The organism is Streptomyces naganishii JCM 4654 (genome assembly GCF_014650575.1).
Classification (GTDB): domain Bacteria; phylum Actinomycetota; class Actinomycetes; order Streptomycetales; family Streptomycetaceae; genus Streptomyces; species Streptomyces naganishii.
In genome coordinates, this window is sequence record NZ_BMVF01000011.1 from 103,230 (window position 1) to 121,790 (window position 18,561).

An 18,561-nucleotide genomic window follows, 5' to 3' on the forward strand; every position below is an offset into this window, starting at 1 on the left:
GCACAAGGGGCCCACTCGCGGTACGGGCCGCTCCCCGGGGGCGTTCAGCGCCCGTGGGAGCCATTGCGAAGTCTTGGAAGTCTTGACGAAGCGGCAAGACGCTCGGGTGACGCGGGCATGGCTCGGGCTTGACGCGGGCTTGACGCGGGCGCGGGCGCGGGCACGGCGTGGCTTGGCGCGGGCTTGGCGCGGACACGGCTCGGCGCATTCACAGGAACGCAGGCGGAGCGCGTTCGTAGGATTGGCCCATGAGTCGTTGGAGTGAACTGACGGGGGAGACGTCCGGCCAGGACTATGCCGAACGGCTCGCGGCCCTGGCCCGCACCGTCAAGGACATGCACGGCGAGGCGCGTTTCTGCGCGGAGCTCGTGCCCCCGGGCGCGCGGGTGCTGGACGCGGGCTGCGGCACCGGCCGGGCATGATCCGCTTCGCCGAGCTGGGGTACGACTGCGTCGGCGTGGACCTCGACGCCTCGATGCTGGCCGTGGCGCGGGAGCAGGCGCCGGAGCTGCCCTGGTTCCAGGCGGACCTGACGCGGTTCGACGCGGGGGCGCTCGGCATACCCGCGGACTTCGACCTCGTGGTCGCCGCGGGCAACGTCATCCCGCTCCTGGCCGCCGGCACCGAGGCCGCGGCGACAGGACGCCTCGCCGCGGCCCTGCGCCCCGGCGGCCTGCTGGTGGCCGGCTTCGGCCTGGACGAGGCCCACCTGCCCGTACCGCCGGCCATGACCCTGCCCCAGTACGACGCCCACTGCGCGGCGGCCGGCCTCACCCTCGTCGACCACTTCGCCACCTGGGACGCCGACCCCTACACCGGCGGGGGCTACGCGGTGAGCGTCCACCGCCGATGACCCGGTAGCCGCCGTACGACGGCCGACGCGGGCATGGACACGCCCGGCCGGCCGGACCATCCTCACCCCATGCTCCGCATCCGGCACACAGTGGCCCTCGCCCCGGTCCCGCGCCCCTGGCTGATCGACGCGCTCGAGGTGATCCGCACCCAGGTGGAGCAGACCGAGGCGGACGGGAAGCGCTTGCTCCTGCCGGACGGCCGGCCGTTGAAGGACGTACGGCTGGCCGAGGGCCGGCACCTGCGGCCCGGAGCGGTCTACGTCGTCGGGGAGCCGGACGACGCCACGGCGGAAAAGGACGGCACCCGTACCCGTACCGCGGCCGAAGTCGAACCGGCCGCGACGGCCAGGAACGCACCGGTACGCATCACGATCGGCCAATGGGACCGCCGCCGAGCCGTACGCCTGGAAGTGTCCCTGACCGACGCGGACACGCACGTCACGGCGGACATCGCCCTCACCAGCCCCGACCGCCCCCGCCTGGTTGAGGCGCGCGGCAGGGTCCGCACCGCGGGCGGGGCGGCGCGCGGCCGGGCGCGCGTACGACTGGACGACTGGTGGAGCGCCGCGGAAGGCGGCCGCACCTCACCCACCGCCCCCGCCACGGCACGCCTGGACCACCGGCTCCTGCGGGCCGAGCTGCGAGCCGCGCCGCGTCCGGGCCCGGACGGCGAGAGCTGGCAGGCGCACATCACGATCTCGCTGCGCGGCCGCTCGCTGCTACGGCCTCTGGCAGCCGTCGTCCTCGCGGTGACCGGCCGCTGGACGCGCCGGGCGATCCTACGGGAACTGGACAACTCGGCCGAGCGCTGGAACACCACGGTGCCGAGCCTGACGGCGATGGACGCCGAACACCTACGACGGGCGCTGTCATCCGGGGCTCGATGAACTCGGCCCGCGCAGCGCCCCGCCGACAGTCCTCGGGACGGGACCGCCTCACGACAGTCGGCCGAACGCAGGTAACGTTTTCATGAGCGGCATGAACCAGACGGACGTTCCTCCGGTACTCGTCACTGGGGCGACGGGCCGGGTCGGCCGCCTCGTCGTCGGGCAACTCCTCGACGCGGGCGTGCCGGTCCGTGCCCTCACCCGTCGCTCCGGTGCGGCGGTGACGCTGCCGGCGAAGGCCGAAATGTTCACCGGTGACCTCACCGTGCCCGAGTCGCTCGACCCGGCGTTGAGCGGCGCCGGTGCGGTCTTCCTCGTCTGGACCGCCCCACCTCGGACCGCGGAGGCGGTCGTCGAGCGGCTGGCGACCCATGTGCGGCGGGTCGTCTTCCTCTCCTCCCCGCACCGGACGCCGCACCCCTTCTTCCGGCAACCCAATCCCATGGCCGTGCTGCACGCAGGCATCGAGCGGCTCATCGCGGCCACCGGACTCGAGTCGACGACCCTCCGGCCGGGAATGTTCGCGTCGAACTCGCTGGCCTGGTGGGCGCCCGCGATCCGGGCCGGCGAAGTCGTCCGGTGGCCTTACGGCGCTGCCGAGACGGCACCGGTCGACGACCGCGACATCGCGGCCGTCGCGGCGCGGACGATCTGCCACGACGGATACGCCGGAGGCGACTACGTCCTCACCGGCCCCGAATCGCTGACCCAGGCCGCGCAGGTGGACGCCATCGGTGACGCCTTGGGGCGCCGGATCCCGTTCGAGGAGATGACGCCGGACGAGTTCCGAAGCCTGTGGGAGGGTGCGGCGCCCAGCTCGGCCGTCGACATGCTGCTCGCCGCGTGGGGTGCGGCGGTCGGACAGCCCGCGTACGTCTCCACCGCGGTGGCGGACATCCTCGGGACGCCGCCGCGAACGTTGCGCCAGTGGGCCACCGACCACGCCACCGTGTTCACGAAGGACTCGTAACCCCTCGACCGCGTCCCGCGCCCCAGGGCGGTCACGCCGGAGTGCCGCCCGAGAAGTCGCTGCCGAAGGTGGTCTCGACGGTGGTCGCCACGGACTGGGCGACGCCGGTGCCCGTGAGGATGAGGCCCAGTTCGCGGTTGTTGTCGAGGGAGTTGGAGCTGATGTTCATGGAACCGGCTTCGACCTTCTGCGTGGACAGGCCGTAGTCGGCGACCATGGCCTTGGCGTGGATGTAGAAGCCGTTGGGGTCGGAGTAGCCGACGACCTTGCCGCCCGCCGCCTTGATCGCGGAGACCTGGCTGGAGTAATTGGAGGGGTTCTCCAGGACGACGCGCACGGCGACGCCCGCCTTCGCCCGCGCCACGATGGCGTTCACCACCGTGCTGTCGCTGAACTCCAGCTCCTCGACGTCCAGTTTGGCCGTGGCGTTGTTGATGACGGACAGCAGGCGGTTGCGCGAGTCGGTGGGGGACCAGAGCAGGTGGTCGCCGTCGGTGGGGGTGACCGAGGTCCCGGCGTAGTCCGCCGCGAAGACCTTCTCGATCGAGGCGACGTCGCGGCTGTCGTCGTCGAAGACGCCGTAGTCGCGGCTGGTGGTGTAGTACTGCGAGGTGAGGTTGCCCGTCAGGATCAGGGACTTGACGCCGTCAACGGTGATGGTCTTCTGGTGCGTGTAGACGAAGGCCGAAGGCGACCACACCACACCGACGCCCGCGCTTTTCAGGGAGTTGTACGCCGAGCTGTTGGCGCTCTGGTGCTGCCGGTCGAGGACGACCCGGACGGTGACGCCCTTGTTCTCCAGGGCTATGAGGTCGTTGACGGCCGTGCTGTCCTCCAGCTCGTACATGGTCATGTCGAGCGAGGTCGTGGCCGAGTTGATGAAGTCGTAGATCGCGGGCTGGCTGCCGCTCTGGGAGAAGGCGAACGCGGTGTAGCTCGCCGCGTTGGCGGGGACGGCGGTGGCGAACATCGCGGCACCGGCCGCCAGGGCGACACCGGTACGTCCGAGAACCTTCCACAACATGCCTGGCTCCTAGTCACTTCGACGCTCGAGTGGGGTGAGCGTGAGCATGACACCACGCGCGTAGAACGCTGAGGAGGGGGCGTGCGGTGAACTTGACGTGACGCGGGGGGTGCGCGGATGGACGAATCCGCGTCGGCGCAGGTGAGAGGGGCCGGATCCGACTTCTTTGAAACGGCAAAGGCTTGGTATGCCGTCGGTTCCACCCCCTCCCGGCCGGTCCCGCTGGCCGCCGGTGGCCGGCCGGGAGGGGGTGCACGCGTCTACGCCGGCCCCGGGGCGCGCTTCGTCGCGCCGGCCCTTCCGGCGGCCACCGCCGTCACGGATAGGAAACCACCGTGGAAGGCGTGGTCGACGTCCCCGACGTGGCCGCTCCCGTTTCGTTGATCACGTGTTCGTACTGGCCGTTGCCGCCCAGGGAGACGACCAGCAGGTCGTGGAAGCGGACGCCGGCGCGGGTCGGGGACTCGAAGCCGTGGTGCTGGACGATCGTCGGGTCGACGTTGTAGTAGCAGTAGCTGCCCAGGCCCCAGCCCTCGTGGGTGGTGACGTCGGGGCCGACCTTGTACGCGGCGTAGCCCTTGACCGGGCCGTTCTGAACGGCGGCCTGGTCGGGGGCGTCGTAGGCCTTCTCGTTCTGGAAGAAGACGGTGCGGCCGCGCTCGCCGTACCACTGCACGTCGTACTTGTTGAAGTGCTCCACGAACAGGCCGGTGCACAGCACGTCGTCGCCGTTGACGACGAGGCCGTAGTCGGCGCGGTTGGTGTCCCAGCCGATGCCCGTGCCGTGGTCGGCGCGCCAGATCCAGGTGTGGTCGACGATGGTGTGCCGGCTGTTGATGACCATGCTGGTCGTGGCCCGGCCCGCGCCGGCCCCGCCGATGCGGACGAACACGTCCTGCACCGTCGTGGGGTTGGCGGCGTGGCCGCGCCACGCCCCGGGCGGGCCGACCTCCAGCAGGGTCGGGGAGTTCACCGGGCCGGCGTCGATCAGGAAGCCGGCGAGGCGTACGCCGTCGACGTCGGCGACCTTCATCACCGCGGTGCCGCCGTCGGGGACCAGGGTCGCGTAACCCAGGCCCAGGACCACCGTGTTGGGGCGATCCACGCGGATCGGCTCGTCCAGATGGTAGATGCCGGGGGTGAGGAGGAGATGGAGACCCTGGGCCAGCGCCTGGTTGAGGGTGGCCGCGGTGACGCCGGGCTGGGCCACGTAGAAGCGCGACAGGGGCAGGGACGTGCCCCGCGGGGTGCCGTTGCCCCAGGTGACACCCCGGGCGTTCACTCGCTTCTGCGGCAGGAACACGCGGAGTTCGTCACCGCCGTCGACGTACAAGAAGGGCTTCTCGCGGGAGACCGGGGTGGAATCGAGCACGGTGTACGGGGGGTTGGGGAAGCTCTGCGCGGGCGCGCCCTCCACGCCCGAGAACACCATGTTCCAGACGCCGTTGAGCCAGCTGCCGATCGCGCTGTCACGGGTGTACCACTGCTGCTGCGAGTACGGGCCGACCTGGCCCTCGATCCGGCTGTCGGCGATGTAGCCGCCGCTGGCCCAGCCGTAGCCGGTCGGTTCGAGGTCGAGGCCGCCGTGCACGTGCATACGGCGGAAGGGCGCCGCCTGGGCGACCGCCCACCTGTTGGTGCCGTTCGCCGGGAACAGCGCCAGGTTCTCCGCCGAACGCCAGAAGTTCTGCGTGGCGTTGCCGCCGAACCAGCCCGCGTCGACCGTGACGTCACCGTGGATCGCCGTGTCGTCGGGGGAGAGGCCGAGGCCGGCGATGGAGGTGTAGAAGCCGAGCTGGGCGTTCAGGCCCTGGTAGGTGCCGGGCTTGAAGAGCAGCGCGTAGCGGCCGGTGCCGAACTGCGCCGACTCCTGCCGGGCGAAGACCTCGTCCAGCTTGGCCTGGATGCCGGGCGTCGAGGGGTCGAAGACCAGGACGTTCGGGCCGAGGTCGCCGCCGCCGCGCAGACGCCGGGACTTGGCGGGGCCGGTGGCCGGCTCGGTGGTACGGGTGCTCGCGGACGCCTGGGGAGCGGCGAGGCCGGCCAGCAGAGGGACTGCCGCCGCGGCGCCGAGGACGGCTCTGCGGGCCACAGCGGGGGTGACGGGCTCCGGGGAGGAAGAGGGCATGGGGCGGCTCTCCTGGTTCAGGAAGTGAACGGTGCGGGGTTCGAGAGCGCTCTCTCGCCGGTGAATGCTTCATCCGTGTGAACGAAGCGTCAAGGGGTGTGACGCAGTTCGTGCCTCGGCGGCCGAGTCGGCGTCAAGTGTCCGACCTGGCGAGGGACATGGGGTGGCGGACTCGCGGCCGGCGTCGCCCTGTCGTCGAGACCCAACCGTTGCAGAGCCGTACCGTTCCCCTTCCGCCGCAGGTCACCGCCGCCGCGTAGGGGGTACGGGACACCTCGCCGGCCGTCCCCGCCGGACCTCTGCACGACGGTCCTTGCCGTATCCCTTGACGGGCCCCTCCGGGAAGGTTTAACTCACGTCCTAAATTAAGCCATGAGGCGACTTCGGAAGTCGAACGGGGTACGCGGCTCCCACCGACCCGCACCCGTCACCGTCCGGAGGATTCCTCGCGGTTCTCGACTCCCGGAAAGGGACACCAGGAGCCATGCGCAGCATCCGAGCCGCGGCCGTAGGCGCCGTCACCATGTCTCTCGCCCTTGCCGCCTCGGCCTGCGGAGGCGGTTCGTCGACGGGCGGCGGGGACAACGCCTCGCCCAAGACGCTCACCTACTGGGCCTCCAACCAGGGCGCGAGCATCGAGATCGACAAGAAGGTGCTCCAGCCCGAGCTCGACAAGTTCCAGAAGCAGACCGGCATCAAGGTCAAGCTGGAGGTCGTCCCCTGGACCGACCTGCTCAACCGCATCCTCACCGCGACCACTTCGGGACAGGGACCCGACGTGCTCAACATCGGCAACAGCTGGAGCGCCTCCCTCCAGGCCACCGGCGCCCTGCTGCCCTGGGACGCGAAGAACTTCGCGAAGATCGGCGGCAAGGACCGGTTCGTCGAGTCCGCGCTCGGCTCGACCGGCGCCCCGGGCAAGGACCCGGCCGCCGTGCCGCTGTACTCGATGGCGTACGGCCTCTACTACAACAAGCGGATCTTCGCCGACGCCGGCATCGCCAAACCCCCGGCCACCTGGACCGAGTTGGTCGCCGACGGCAAGAAGATCCAGGCGAAGGGCAAGCAGGTCCTCGGCGCCGAGGGCTCCAACGTCTCGGAGAACATCCACCACGTCTTCGTCTTCGCCAAGCAGCACGGCGCCGGCTTCTACACCGCCGACGGCAAGCCCGACTTCACCAACGCCGGGGCCGTCACAGCCGTCAAGCAGTACGTCGACCTCATGGCCAAGGACAAGGTCATCCCGGCGGGCGACGCCGAGTACGCGCAGAACCAGTCGGTGAGCGACTTCGCCAAGGGCCGTACCGCGATGCTGCTGTGGCAGTCCGCCTCCGCCAACCTCGCCTCCCAGGGCATGAGCGCCGACGCCTACGGGGTCGCCCCCGTCCCCGTGCAGTCCGGCGCCCCCGGCAGCGGCACGCAGGTCAACTCCATGGTGGCCGGCATCAACCTCGCCGTCTTCAGGAACACCCACAACCTGGACGGCGCGACCAAGTTCGTGAAGTTCATGACCAGCGACGACGAGCAGAAGATCCTCAACAAGGCCTACAGCTGCATCCCGTCCGTCAAGTCCGCCCAGTCCGACCCGGCGTTCGGCACCCCCGCCAACACCGTCCTGAAGAACACCCTCGCCACCAGCTCCGCCGCGCTGCCGCAGGTGGCCGACGAGTCCCAGTTCGAGACGACGGTCGGCACGGCGGTCAAGGAACTGTTCGCCGACGCCGCCGCCGGACGCGCGGTGACCACCGACTCGGTGAAGGCCAAGCTGCTCAAGGCCCAGCAGCAGATGCCGGCGAAGTGAGCACGGACCCCGTCATGACGACCACCGCTCACGAGCAGGCCGGCACGACGGCGGCGCCCCGCGGCCCGGCCGGCGGCGCGGCCGCGACGCGGAACCCGCGTCGCGGCCCCCGCCCCGGCCGGCTCCGCCGGGCCGGGCTGCCCTACCTGCTGCTCCTGCCCGCCCTGATCCTCGAACTCCTGGTCCATCTGGTGCCGATGGTGATCGGCGCCGTGATGAGCTTCAAGGAGCTCACCCAGTTCTACATCCGCGACTGGGGCAGCGCCCCCTGGTCCGGCCTCGGCAACTACCGCGTGTCGGTGGACTTCCACGCCCCCGTCGGCGAGGCGCTGCTGCACTCCTTCCTCGTCACCGTCGGCTTCACCCTGCTCTCGGTCGGACTGTGCTGGCTCATCGGCACCGCCGCCGCCGTCTTCATGCAGGACACCTTCCGCGGACGCGGGCTGCTCAGGGCGCTCTTCCTGGTGCCGTACGCGCTGCCCGTCTACGCGGCCGTCATCACCTGGGTGTTCATGTTCCAGCACGACAACGGCCTGGTGAACCACGTCCTGCACGACCAGCTGCACCTCACCGACAAGCGGTCCTTCTGGCTCATCGGCGACAACAGCTTCTACGCCCTGCTGACCGTGTCGGTGTGGAAGGGCTGGCCGTTCGCCTTCCTCATCGTCATGGCCGGCCTGCAGAACATCCCACGCGAGCTGTACGAGGCGGCCGCGCTGGACGGCGCCGGCATGTGGCAGCAGATCCGCCGCATCACCCTGCCCTCGCTGCGCCCCGTCAACCAGGTGCTCGTCCTGGTGCTGTTCCTGTGGACCTTCAACGACTTCAACACGCCGTACGTGCTGTTCGGCAGGGCCGCCCCCGAAGCCGCCGACCTCATCTCGGTGCACATCTACCAAGCGTCCTTCGTCACCTGGAACTTCGGCACCGGATCGGCCATGTCCGTACTCCTGCTGCTGTTCCTGCTGCTCGTCACGGGCGTCTACCTGGCCCTCACCTCGCGCGGACGGAGGACCGGCGATGTCTAAGTCCCCCACGGCGCCACCCATGGCGTCACCCATGGCGTCTCCCAGGTCGTTCGTCTGGTCGCGCCGGGTGTTCCTCACCCTGCTCACCGGCTTCGTCCTGGTCCCGGTCTACGTGATGGTCTCGTCCTCGCTGAAGCCCCTCGCGGACGTCACCGGCAGGTTCCGCTGGCTGCCGAGCGGTCTGACCGTCCGCCCCTACATCGACATCTGGTCCACCGTCCCTCTCGCCAAGTACTTCGTGAACTCCCTCGTGGTGGCGGGCGCGGCGACCGTCTGCTCGGTGGTGATCGCCGTCTTCGCGGCGTACGCCGTCAGCCGCTACGCCTTCCACGGCAAACGGGTCTTCACGGTCACCGTGCTGTCCACGCAGATGTTCCCGGGCATCCTGTTCCTCCTGCCCCTCTTCCTCCTCTACGTCAACATCGGCAACGCCACCGGCATCGCCCTGTTCGGCTCCCGCGGCGGGCTGATCCTGACGTACCTGACCTTCTCGCTGCCCTTCTCCATCTGGATGCTGATCGGCTACTTCGACTCGGTGCCGCGCGACCTCGACGAGGCGGCGCTGGTGGACGGCTGCGGCCCGCTCGGCGCGCTGTTCCGCGTGGTCGTGCCGGCCGCGATCCCCGGCATCGTCGCCGTCGCCGTGTACGCCTTCATGACCGCCTGGGGCGAGGTGCTGTTCGCCTCCGTCATGACCAACGACACCACCCGCACGCTCGCCGTGGGCCTCCAGGGCTACTCCACGCAGAACGACGTGTACTGGAACCAGATCATGGCCGCCTCGCTCGTCGTGAGCGTCCCGGTGGTGGCCGGCTTCCTGCTGCTCCAGCGCTACCTCGTCGCGGGCCTCACCGCCGGAGCGGTGAAGTGACCGCCAACCCGCCCACTTCCGAGAGGACTTACGTGTCCGACGCCATCGACCTCGCAGCGCTCCCGCACGACTTCCTGTGGGGCACGGCCACATCGGCGTACCAGATCGAGGGGGCCGTCGCCGAGGACGGCCGGTCGCCGTCCATCTGGGACACCTTCTCCCACACCCCGGGGAGGACCGACAACAACGACCACGGCGACATCGCCTGCGACCACTACCACCGCTGGCGCGAGGACATCGCCCTCATGCGCCGCCTCGGCACCAACGCCTACCGCCTGTCCGTCGCGTGGCCGCGCGTGCTGCCGGGCGGCGACGGGCCGGTCAACCCCAAGGGCCTCGCCTTCTACGACCAGTTGACCGACGCCCTGCTGGAAGCCGGCATCACCCCGTCCGTCACCCTCTACCACTGGGACCTCCCGCAGGTACTCCAGGACCGCGGCGGCTGGCCCGAGCGTGCGACCGCCGAACACTTCGCCGCCTACGCCTCGGTCGTGGCCGAACGCCTCGGCGACCGCGTCACCCACTTCACCACCCTCAACGAGCCCTCCTGCTCGGCCTGGATCGGGCATCTGGAGGGCACGATGGCCCCCGGCCTGACCGACCTCACGGCGGCCGTGCGCGCCTCCTACCACCTGCTCCTGGGCCACGGCCTCGCCGCCCGGGCGATCCGTGCCGCGGCACCCCGCGCCGAGATCGGCATCGTCAACAACCTCTCCACGGTGTTCCCGGCCACCGACCGGCCCGAGGACCAGGCGGCCGCCCGCCGCCACGACGGCCACGTCAACCGCTGGTGGCTGGACCCCGTGCACGGCCGCGGCTTCCCCGCCGACATGCGCGAGGTCTACGGCGTCGAACTCCCCGAGCGCGGAGGCGACCTGGAGACGATCGCCACGCCCCTGGACTGGCTGGGCCTGAACTACTACTTCCCGGCCACCGTCGCCGACGACCCCGCCGGCCCGGCGCCGCGGGCAAAGGCCGTACGCCGCCCGGGCGTTCCGCGCACCGGCATGGACTGGGAGATCGACGCCGGCGGCATCGAGACCCTGCTGCTGCGCCTCACCGAGGAATACGGCGCCCGCAGGATCTACGTCACCGAGAACGGCTCGGCCTTCCCGGACGTGGTCCGCCCCGACGGCACGATCGACGACCCCGAGCGGCAGGACTACCTCGTCAGGCACCTGGCCGCCTGCGCCTCGGCCGCCCGCAAGGGGGCCCCGCTGGCGGGCTACTTCGCCTGGTCGCTGCTCGACAACTTCGAGTGGGCGTACGGCTACGACAAGCGCTTCGGGCTCGTCCACGTCGACTACTGGACCCAGGAACGGACCATCAAGGGCAGCGGGCACCGGTACGCGAAGATCGTGCGCGCGCACCGGGAGCGGGGGCGGAAGGCCGCCTGAGGGCGGGGACGGCCCGGCCACCGGGCCGTTCCTCCCGAGGGTTGCCCCACACTTCACCTCATCCGAAGGAGACCAGCAGCACGACGAGGAGCAGCAGCGACAGCACCGCCTCCGCGATTCCGACCCGCGTCGCCCGCACCCGGCCCAGGGCGGGAACGGCCAGGGCCCGCCCCAGGCACACGGCGAGGAATCCGGTGATCCACGGGCCCATCAGCGCGCCGGCGACCGCCACGGCCACGGCGTGGTAGCCGCCCGAGGCCCACCGGTAGGCGGTGCTTCCCCGCTCGCGGATGAGGGTCTTGACGTAGAGGATGGTGCCCGCGAAGTAGAGCAGGCAGGCGAGCGCCGGACGCCAGGCGTCCTCGAGGCCGCCCCCGCCGAGCAGCAGTGCGACCGGGAGCATGCCGCACGCCGGGACGAGGGCCACGAGCCCGTTGACCAGCGCGCGCTCCCGGTTGCGCCAGGCGTACCAGCAGTTCACGGCGAGGAAGGGCGAGCCGCAGGCAGCGGCGGCGAGCAGCCAGGGCGCGTGCAGGGCGAGGGCGGCGCCCAGCGGCACCAGTGCCGTCGTGAAGACGGCGGCGGGCCTGACGTGGCGGGCCGCGGCCCTGGGGTTGCGGGAGTTGCGGCGCAGCCGGAGCCATTGCTGCACGTGGAAGACGGCGAGGTAGCAGAGCAGCCACGCGAACAGCAGGGGGACGTGCCAAGGCGTCGGTCCGGCCAGGAACGTGCCCGCCAGAAACGGTACGACCAGCATCGCCCAGGCGCCGTGCTGGTTCGGCAGCCAGCGCCGGACGGCGCGCGAAGACATCTGCGCTGTCCAACCTTCCGGGCCGTACGGCGCGGCCCGCCCACAGCGTGTCATCCGGGCGACGGCGCGCGGGCGGCCATTGGTCCCGGATCGACGGGACCTTCGCCGCTCCTGCTTCTCCCGCATGTCGGGGGCGTCGTCCGTACCACCGTTGCCGACTGTCGCCGCGCCGGCCCCGCGCCGGCCCCGCGCCGGGCCCGCGGCGGCCCTGCACCGGCCCCGCGGCGGCCGGTCTCCGGAAGCACGCGATGCCCGCCGTACCGCACGCGAGCCGTTCGGCTCACCTGCCGTGACGGGTCCGCGAGGGGCGGCCGTTCGGTGTCGTCCGGCGGCCGGGGACGGTCTCCCGGCCGCTGCGCGCGTACGTGGCCGCCGCCAGGAGGAACACGGCCATCACGGCCACCGGGGCGGCGGCCGCGAGCCAGCCGGGGCCGCCGCCCGGTCCGGCGAGGACGTGCAGGGCCGTGACGGCCACGGCGACGGCAAGACCGCAGCCGACGACCGCCGCGACGACGTGCCGCGTGCGGCCCGGCCCGGCCGCGGGCGCAGGGCCGCCCAGCCGGGCCCACTGCCGCGCGGTCTCGCGCACCTCGCGCCTGCGCAGTACGGCGGCGTCGAGCCGCAGCGCGGCCGTGGCGGTGGCGCCGACCACGGCCGCGACACCCGGTGCCCACCACCCCTCGGCCACGAGCAGCAGCAGCGCGAGCACGGCCGTGCCGGCCCAGCCGGTCACGCAGGCCGCGGCCGCGAAGCGGCGGGAATCGGGCCGGTCCGCGCCGGCCCGCAGGTCCGCGAGGGCCGGCACGTACCAGACGCAGCCCGCTGCGGTGAGCGCCCCGGCACCCAGGGCGGCGACGGCGTGCGCCATGGCCTACCTCGCCGCTTCCAGGCCGGGCAGCCCCGCCGCACCGCTGACCTCCGCTGCGTGGTCCAGCTGGGCGATCTCCGGGTGGTGCAGGTCGAACGCGGGGGATTCGCTGCGGATCCTGGGCAGGGAGAGGAAGTTGTGCCGGGGCGGCGGGCAGGAGGTCGCCCACTCCAGCGAACGGCCGTAGCCCCAGGGGTCGTCGACGCCGACCGGCTTGCCGTACTTGGCCGTCTTCCAGACGTTGTAGAAGAACGGCAGGATCGACAGGCCCAGCAGGAAGGAGCCGATGGTGGACAGCGTGTTGAGCGCGGTGAAGCCGTCGGCGGCGAGGTAGTCGGCGTACCGGCGGGGCATGCCCTCGACACCCAGCCAGTGCTGGACCAGGAAGGTGAGGTGGAAGCCGGCGGTGAGCGTCCAGAAGGTGATCTTGCCGAGGCGCTCGTCGAGCATCTTGCCGGTGAACTTCGGCCACCAGAAGTGGAATCCGGCGAACATGGCGTACACGACCGTGCCGAACACCGTGTAGTGGAAGTGCGCGACGACGAAGTACGAGTCGGAGACGTGGAAGTCCAGGGGCGGCGCGGCGAGGATGACGCCGGTCAGGCCGCCGAAGAGGAACGTGATGAGGAAGCCCGTCGTCCACAGCATCGGCGTCTCGAAGGAGAGGCTTCCCTTCCACATGGTGCCGATCCAGTTGAAGAACTTCACGCCGGTCGGGACCGCGATCAGCATCGTCATGAAGGAGAAGAACGGCAGCAGCACGCCACCGGTGACGTACATGTGGTGGGCCCACACCGTCACCGACAGGCCCGCGATGGAGATGGTCGCGCCGATCAGGCCCATGTAACCGAACATCGGCTTGCGGGCGAAGACGGGGATCACCTCGGAGACGATCCCGAAGAACGGCAACGCCAGGATGTAGACCTCGGGATGGCCGAAGAACCAGAACAGGTGCTGCCACAGCAGCGCCCCGCCGTTGGCCGCGTCGAAGATGTGGCTGCCGAACTTGCGGTCCAGCTCCAGGGCGAACAGGGCCGCCGCCAGCACCGGGAAGACGATCAGGACGAGCAGCGCGGTCAGCAGCACGTTCCAGGTGAAGATCGGCATGCGGAACATGGTCATGCCGGGGGCGCGCATGCAGATGATCGTGGTGATGAAGTTGACCGCGCCGAGGATGCTGCCGAAGCCGGACAGCGCCACGCCCATGATCCACAGGTCGGCGCCGAGCCCGGGGGAGTGGATGGCGTCCGACAGCGGCGCGTACAGGAACCACCCGAAGTCGGCCGCGCCGCCCGGCGTGAGGAAGCCGAACGCGGCGATGGAGGAGCCGAACAGGAACAGCCAGTAGGCGAGCATGTTCAGCCGGGGGAAGGCCACGTCGGGGGCGCCGATCTGCAGCGGCATCATCCAGTTGGCGAAGCCGGTGAACAGCGGCATCGCGAACATCAGCAGCATGATCGAGCCGTGCATGGTGAACGCCTGGTTGAACTGCTCGTTCGACATGATCTGCAGTCCGGGCCGGGCGAGTTCGGCCCGCATCATCAGCGCCAGCACGCCGCCGACGATGAAGAAGGCGAAGGCGGTGACGAGGTAGAGCGTCCCGATCTTCTTGTGGTCGGTGGTGGTCACCCAGTCCACCCACGCCGGCCGCGCGGCGCGTCCCGCCGGCGCCGGGCCGTCCGCCCCGCCGGCTGCCACCTCGGCCGTCGCGGCCGGGTCTCCAGGCCGCCGGCTCTCCGGCACCTGCTGTATCCGCACCTCGTCCACCGGACGGTGCCCTCCCCATCTGCTCGGTTCATCGACATGACGACGAACCGGAAGTACGCAGGCTGAGGAATACGGACCCGGCCCTCCCGGCCGCCGCCTCATGATCGCCGCAGGGGAGGGGGGTACCCATAGGGCCCAACAGTCCCTGCCGGACCCGGCGGACAGGGCCCAAAGGTCCGGGACCTTTTCCGGCGGGCGGGGTGCCCGAGGTCCCTTCCGCCGGACAGGTGCCCCTTATTGTCGGATATGTTCCCTTTCTTGTCGGGTACGTGCCCCTTCCCGCCGGGTACGTCAGTGACCTTGCGGGTCGTTCCGCAGAGCCGCCCGGGCCGCCCGCAGCCAGGTGTCCTTGGCGAGGGCGAGTGCGCGGAACCCACCGGCCCGCTGGCGAATGAATTCCCGCTGCCAGTCCCGCTCGGCCGAACTCCATTGCCGGACGAGACGCGTTTCCTCCTTGCATCGCACGTCCGCGACGGCGACGGAAGCCTCCAGCCGGCCGGGCCGGTCGGTCTTCTGCCATTTCTCATCGGCGGCGGCATCCAGCGGGGAGGCATAGGAATACCCGGACTTCTTCATGCACGCGCTCCACCGGGACAAGGCCTGCCGCACACCGGAATTCCTCAGCGAGGCGTCGAAGGAGGAAGTGGTGAGCTCGTCGAGGAGGTTGTGCCTGGATCCGGGCACGTCTTTGCGCAGCGATTCGTGGGCCGTCTTCCAGCACCCGCCCACGGATTCCGCGGCCCCCGCCTTTCCGAACGCGGCGTCGGCGTCGGCCTGGGTGAGGCGGGCGTTGCGGGCGCCCTCGGCGGCGGCGCGCGCGGCCACGCCGGGCGGGGAGGGCGGCTGGTGGTACCCGTACCGGGCCGCGACGTCCGCCTCGATCACCCCGTACCGCGTCCGGTTCGGCGGATCGGCGTCGGTGGCGGCGGGCAGCGGCGTCCAGGACCGGCCCCGCGCGCGCATGCAGGACACCATGACCACGTCCTCCGCGGTCTGCACGGTGGCGAGGTCGCCGGGGGTCAGCTCGTACCGGTCGTAGGGGAGCAGCAGGGCGCGGACCCGGGCGGTGGGGGCGGGGCCGCTGGGGGAGGGGGTGACGCTCGGCTGGGTGCGGGGCGCGGGATGCGCGGGCCGCACCACGTCGGCGGAGCACCCGGCGAGACCGCCGGCAAGGATCGCTGCTGCCAGGCACATGCCAAGGTGGCGCACGTACCGGGAGGAATGCATCGTGTTCACCTCGACGTGTCGTGCGGCGTACGTGCGTCGTACGTTCGGCGTACGGCCGGTCCGGCTCCCGGTTCCGGGCACACGGGACGAGGGCCGCGCGCCCGGAACCCGCCGATCAGCGGAACTTGACGCAGCTCAGCCGGTTGTCCTTGATCGCGTCGTTGCTGAGCTTGCCGTCCTTGGTGCCCGGGTAGGACGTGGTGTGGGCCCCGGTGCAGCCGACGTTCTGCCAGAGGTCGACGTACCTGTTGGTGTAGTTCTTCACCGAACTGGTCTGGTTGTCGACCCGCTTGCCGTTGTCGAAGTAGTTGTTCCGCAGATCCTTGTCCGTCCGGGTCAGCCCGGCCCAGCCGCCCTTGAAGTTGTTCTTCTCGTACAGGTGGAACGTGCCGGACTGAATGTGAACCCGCCCCTCGGAAACCCCGGCCGGCGAACCCGCGGCCATCGCGGACGGAACGAGCAGCGTACCCATTCCGAGCACGGCGGCACCGGTGGCGAGAGCGGCCTTCTTCACCAGATTCATTTATTTGCCCCCTGTTTTCTCAGATCGAATCACACGGAACTGAATGCGCTGCAGACTCTGACAGAGAGAACACAAGGCGTGCGTCCCGCACGGGTTGGACCGGAGGGTAAACCTTGGTGGCAGGCGGCGGGGTTGTACCACCGCGGGTGCAGCCATCGCGCGGTGGCCGTCGCCAGGGTGTGTCAGTACCTCCAGGTAGTCTTCATCTCGTAGTCATTGCGGCCCGACGGGCTTCCGCTCCACCGCGGTGGAGTCTCGAAGGACATGCCCCCACCCGCACGAGTCATTTCGTGCTGCCTGGGGGAAGTCCTTGCTGTTCCGCGAGTCCGCGAACACCATCGCCGCGAGGGCGTTCGACAGTTCGCTCTACCTCCATCTCACCGAGCAGTTCGTCCACATGCACGGCTACCGGCCGGGCCCCGCCGAGGTCCGCTCCTGGGAGCGGAGCATCCCGGCGCTGGCCGCCGCCCTCAACGACGCGGGTCTCAGCGAGGTCGAGGTGATGCTGGAGTACGCACTCCCGCTCAACAGCAAGCGGGCGGACGCGGTCCTGGCCGGAGTGCACCCCGTCACCGGCGAGCCGTCGTACGTGGTCGTCGAGCTGAAGCAGTGGAGCCAGGCGGAACCGGACGAGGACGATCCGGCACTGTGCCGGATCGACGCCTACCCGCATCCGGTGCTGAACCCGGTCGAGCAGGTGCGCCGCTACTGCGAGTACCTCGTCAACTTCAACGGCGCGGTGGCCGTGCACCCGGACCGGGTGCACGGCGTGGCCTACCTGCACAACGCCACCGAGTTCGGCGTCGGCGGTCTGCGTGCGATCGAACTCGACGAGCGGGGCCAGTTGTTCACGGGTGAACGGCGCGGCGAGTTCCTCGATCACCTTCGTGCCCTGCTGAGCGACAAGGTGCCCGGCGCCCGCGCGGCCGACGAGCTCCAGGCGGGCAGGACGGTTCCGTCGAAGCAGCTGATGTCGGTGGCGGCCCAGGAGGTTCGGGAGCGGGAGCAGTTCGTGCTCCTGGACGAGCAGCAGGTGGCGTACCGCATGGTGCTCAACGCCGTGCGCAAGGCCAAGCAGTCCGACCACAAGGAGGTCGTGGTCGTCACCGGCGGTCCGGGCACCGGCAAGAGCGTCATCGCCCTGTCCCTCCTCGGCGAGCTGTACCGGCAGGGCGTACCCGCCCTGCACGCCACCGGCTCCCAGTCGTTCACCAAGACGATGCGCAAGGTCGCCGGTACCCGCAAGCGCGAAGTGCAGGACCTCTTCAAGTACTTCAACAGCTTCATGACGACCGAGAGGAACACCCTCGACGTCCTGATCTGCGACGAGGCCCACCGCATCCGCGAAACCTCCGCCAACCGGTACACGCCGGCCGCGCACCGCACCGGCAAGCGGCAGATCGACGAACTCATCGACGTGGCGCGGGTCCCCGTCTTCCTCCTCGACGAACACCAGGTGGTGCGCCCGGGAGAGATGGGCACCGTGGAGGACATCAAGGCGGCCGCGGCGGCCAAGGGCCTGGCATGCCATGTCGTGCCGCTGGAGAGTCAGTTCCGCTGCGGCGGCAGCGACGCCTACCTGCGCTGGGTGGTGCGCCTCCTCGGCTTGCAGCCCGGTGGCCCGGTGGTCTGGGAGCCCGACGACCGCATGCAGTTGCTGGTCGCCGGCAGCCCCGAGGAGATGGAGGCGTTCCTCGACGCCCGCCGCTCCCAGGGCTACGGGGCACGCATGTCCGCGGGCTACTGCTGGCCCTGGTCCCCGGAACCGAAGCCCGGTGCCCCGCTTCCGGCCGACGTGGTCATCGGCGGCTGGGCCCGCCCCTGGAACCTGCGGGGCGACCGCTCCGTCTCAGGCGCCCCGCCGTCCGCCCTCTGGGCCACCGACCCGGCCGGCTTCGGCCAGGTCGGCTGCGTCTACACCGCCCAGGGCTTCGAGTACGACTGGTCCGGCGTGATCATCGGCCCCGACCTGGTCTGGCGCGGCGACCGGTGGATCACCGACCGCACACAGTCCAAGGACCCGGTCTTCAGGAAGTCGACCCCCGACGCCGACGTCGACCGCCTCATCCGCAACACCTACAAGGTGCTGCTGACCCGCGGCATGATCGGCACGATCGTGTACTCGACGGACCCGGAGACGCGGAAGAAGCTGCGGGAACTCGCGGGCGGGGTGGCATTGGAGGCCGCGCCCGTTTGATGACGCGGCCCTCGCCGCTCAGATGTTGTCCGAAGCCCAGGCGGGTCGGCTGTGCGGGGCTTCGGACAGAGAGGAGGCGATGCGCCTGTCGCGGCTTGAACGTCCTATAGTCCCCTCCTTCACGAAGTCTTCCCATGTAGCAGGCAACCATTAGGATCTCTGGCAGGTCCGGATCTGGGGAACGGCGGGCCTCGAGGGAACGAACGAG

Annotated in this window: 14 protein-coding genes and 1 pseudogene; 8 read left to right on the forward strand and 7 right to left on the reverse strand. The window is 70.5% G+C overall.

Annotated features, from left to right (window positions below; genetic code table 11):
• Nucleotides 1-248: 248 nt before the first annotated feature.
• The 3 genes and pseudogenes from IE217_RS21075 (at nucleotide 249) to IE217_RS21085 (ending at nucleotide 2,711) form a co-directional block, all read left to right on the forward strand.
• A pseudogene (locus IE217_RS21075) lies at nucleotides 249-853 on the forward strand (class I SAM-dependent methyltransferase).
• A 69-nt stretch (nucleotides 854-922) separates the two neighbouring features.
• Nucleotides 923-1,741 carry a hypothetical protein gene (locus tag IE217_RS21080; RefSeq protein WP_190179454.1) on the forward strand — a complete coding sequence of 273 codons (819 nt, stop codon included), beginning with the start codon at nucleotides 923-925 and terminating at the stop codon, nucleotides 1,739-1,741.
• Nucleotides 1,742-1,832: 91 nt separating this feature from the next.
• Entirely contained in the window at nucleotides 1,833-2,711 is an 879-nt protein-coding gene (locus IE217_RS21085; RefSeq protein ID WP_229865469.1) for an NAD(P)H-binding protein, read from the forward strand.
• A 31-nt stretch (nucleotides 2,712-2,742) separates the two neighbouring features.
• Here the strand turns inward: IE217_RS21085 and IE217_RS21090 are convergent, their stop codons facing one another.
• Together IE217_RS21090 and IE217_RS21095 are read right to left on the reverse strand one after the other, a co-directional pair.
• The gene (locus tag IE217_RS21090) at nucleotides 2,743-3,735 is read right to left on the reverse strand and encodes a phospholipase D-like domain-containing protein (protein ID WP_190179456.1); all 993 of its coding nucleotides are present in this window, start codon (nucleotides 3,733-3,735) and stop codon (nucleotides 2,743-2,745) included.
• Nucleotides 3,736-4,051: 316 nt separating this feature from the next.
• A complete protein-coding gene (locus IE217_RS21095; RefSeq protein WP_190179457.1) occupies nucleotides 4,052-5,863 on the reverse strand; it encodes a pectate lyase-like domain-containing protein in 1,812 nt (603 codons plus the stop codon).
• Between the two features lie 484 nt (nucleotides 5,864-6,347).
• Between IE217_RS21095 and IE217_RS21100 the strand changes: the two genes are divergently transcribed.
• From IE217_RS21100 to IE217_RS21115, 4 genes are read left to right on the forward strand one after another with little or no spacing between them, the layout of a single operon-like run.
• Nucleotides 6,348-7,664 (forward strand): ABC transporter substrate-binding protein, encoded by a 1,317-nt coding sequence (locus IE217_RS21100; RefSeq protein ID WP_190179458.1) that lies wholly within the window; start codon nucleotides 6,348-6,350, stop codon nucleotides 7,662-7,664.
• A 14-nt stretch (nucleotides 7,665-7,678) separates the two neighbouring features.
• Nucleotides 7,679-8,692 carry a carbohydrate ABC transporter permease gene (locus tag IE217_RS21105; RefSeq protein WP_190179459.1) on the forward strand — a complete coding sequence of 338 codons (1,014 nt, stop codon included), beginning with the start codon at nucleotides 7,679-7,681 and terminating at the stop codon, nucleotides 8,690-8,692.
• Nucleotides 8,685-9,563: a carbohydrate ABC transporter permease gene (locus tag IE217_RS21110; RefSeq protein WP_373298086.1), complete on the forward strand. Its 879-nt coding sequence runs from the start codon at nucleotides 8,685-8,687 to the stop codon at nucleotides 9,561-9,563. Before IE217_RS21105 ends, IE217_RS21110 begins: the two co-directional genes overlap by 8 nt.
• A gap of 32 nt (nucleotides 9,564-9,595) precedes the next feature.
• A complete protein-coding gene (locus IE217_RS21115; RefSeq protein ID WP_190179461.1) occupies nucleotides 9,596-10,960 on the forward strand; it encodes a GH1 family beta-glucosidase in 1,365 nt (454 codons plus the stop codon).
• 58 nt (nucleotides 10,961-11,018) lie between these two features.
• Here the strand turns inward: IE217_RS21115 and IE217_RS21120 are convergent, their stop codons facing one another.
• From IE217_RS21120 to IE217_RS21140, 5 genes are all read right to left on the reverse strand, one after another.
• A complete protein-coding gene (locus tag IE217_RS21120) occupies nucleotides 11,019-11,771 on the reverse strand; it encodes a YwiC-like family protein (protein WP_190179462.1) in 753 nt (250 codons plus the stop codon).
• Between the two features lie 280 nt (nucleotides 11,772-12,051).
• Complete coding sequence (locus IE217_RS21125; protein WP_190179463.1) at nucleotides 12,052-12,639, reverse strand: hypothetical protein; 588 nt, start codon at nucleotides 12,637-12,639, stop codon at nucleotides 12,052-12,054.
• 3 nt (nucleotides 12,640-12,642) lie between these two features.
• On the reverse strand, nucleotides 12,643-14,406 hold the full coding sequence (gene ctaD, locus IE217_RS21130; protein WP_373298087.1) for an aa3-type cytochrome oxidase subunit I: 1,764 nt from the start codon (nucleotides 14,404-14,406) through the stop codon (nucleotides 12,643-12,645).
• A 291-nt stretch (nucleotides 14,407-14,697) separates the two neighbouring features.
• Nucleotides 14,698-15,633: a hypothetical protein gene (locus IE217_RS21135; protein ID WP_190179464.1), complete on the reverse strand. Its 936-nt coding sequence runs from the start codon at nucleotides 15,631-15,633 to the stop codon at nucleotides 14,698-14,700.
• A gap of 115 nt (nucleotides 15,634-15,748) precedes the next feature.
• Entirely contained in the window at nucleotides 15,749-16,156 is a 408-nt protein-coding gene (locus IE217_RS21140; protein ID WP_190179465.1) for a peptidase inhibitor family I36 protein, read from the reverse strand.
• 310 nt (nucleotides 16,157-16,466) lie between these two features.
• On the opposite strand from IE217_RS21140, the gene IE217_RS21145 reads away from it, so the two are divergent.
• Nucleotides 16,467-18,353, forward strand: coding sequence for a DUF2075 domain-containing protein (locus IE217_RS21145; RefSeq protein ID WP_190179466.1), 1,887 nt, complete (start codon nucleotides 16,467-16,469; stop codon nucleotides 18,351-18,353).
• The last annotated feature ends 208 nt before the right edge of the window (nucleotides 18,354-18,561 follow it).

Excerpts from the sequence above, each read along its gene's own strand:
- IE217_RS21105 (WP_190179459.1), top strand. The coding sequence starts at position 7,679 with ATGACGACCACCGCTCACGAGCAGGCCGGCACGACGGCGGCGCCCCGC.
- IE217_RS21110 (WP_373298086.1), top strand. The coding sequence starts at position 8,685 with ATGTCTAAGTCCCCCACGGCGCCACCCATGGCGTCACCCATGGCGTCT.
- IE217_RS21095 (WP_190179457.1), bottom strand. The coding sequence starts at position 5,863 with ATGCCCTCTTCCTCCCCGGAGCCCGTCACCCCCGCTGTGGCCCGCAGA.
- IE217_RS21140 (WP_190179465.1), bottom strand. The coding sequence starts at position 16,156 with ATGAATCTGGTGAAGAAGGCCGCTCTCGCCACCGGTGCCGCCGTGCTC.
- IE217_RS21120 (WP_190179462.1), bottom strand. The coding sequence starts at position 11,771 with ATGTCTTCGCGCGCCGTCCGGCGCTGGCTGCCGAACCAGCACGGCGCC.
- IE217_RS21085 (WP_229865469.1), top strand. The coding sequence starts at position 1,833 with ATGAACCAGACGGACGTTCCTCCGGTACTCGTCACTGGGGCGACGGGC.
- IE217_RS21090 (WP_190179456.1), bottom strand. The coding sequence starts at position 3,735 with ATGTTGTGGAAGGTTCTCGGACGTACCGGTGTCGCCCTGGCGGCCGGT.
- IE217_RS21125 (WP_190179463.1), bottom strand. The coding sequence starts at position 12,639 with ATGGCGCACGCCGTCGCCGCCCTGGGTGCCGGGGCGCTCACCGCAGCG.
- IE217_RS21100 (WP_190179458.1), top strand. The coding sequence starts at position 6,348 with ATGCGCAGCATCCGAGCCGCGGCCGTAGGCGCCGTCACCATGTCTCTC.
- IE217_RS21135 (WP_190179464.1), bottom strand. The coding sequence starts at position 15,633 with ATGCATTCCTCCCGGTACGTGCGCCACCTTGGCATGTGCCTGGCAGCA.
- IE217_RS21080 (WP_190179454.1), top strand. The coding sequence starts at position 923 with ATGCTCCGCATCCGGCACACAGTGGCCCTCGCCCCGGTCCCGCGCCCC.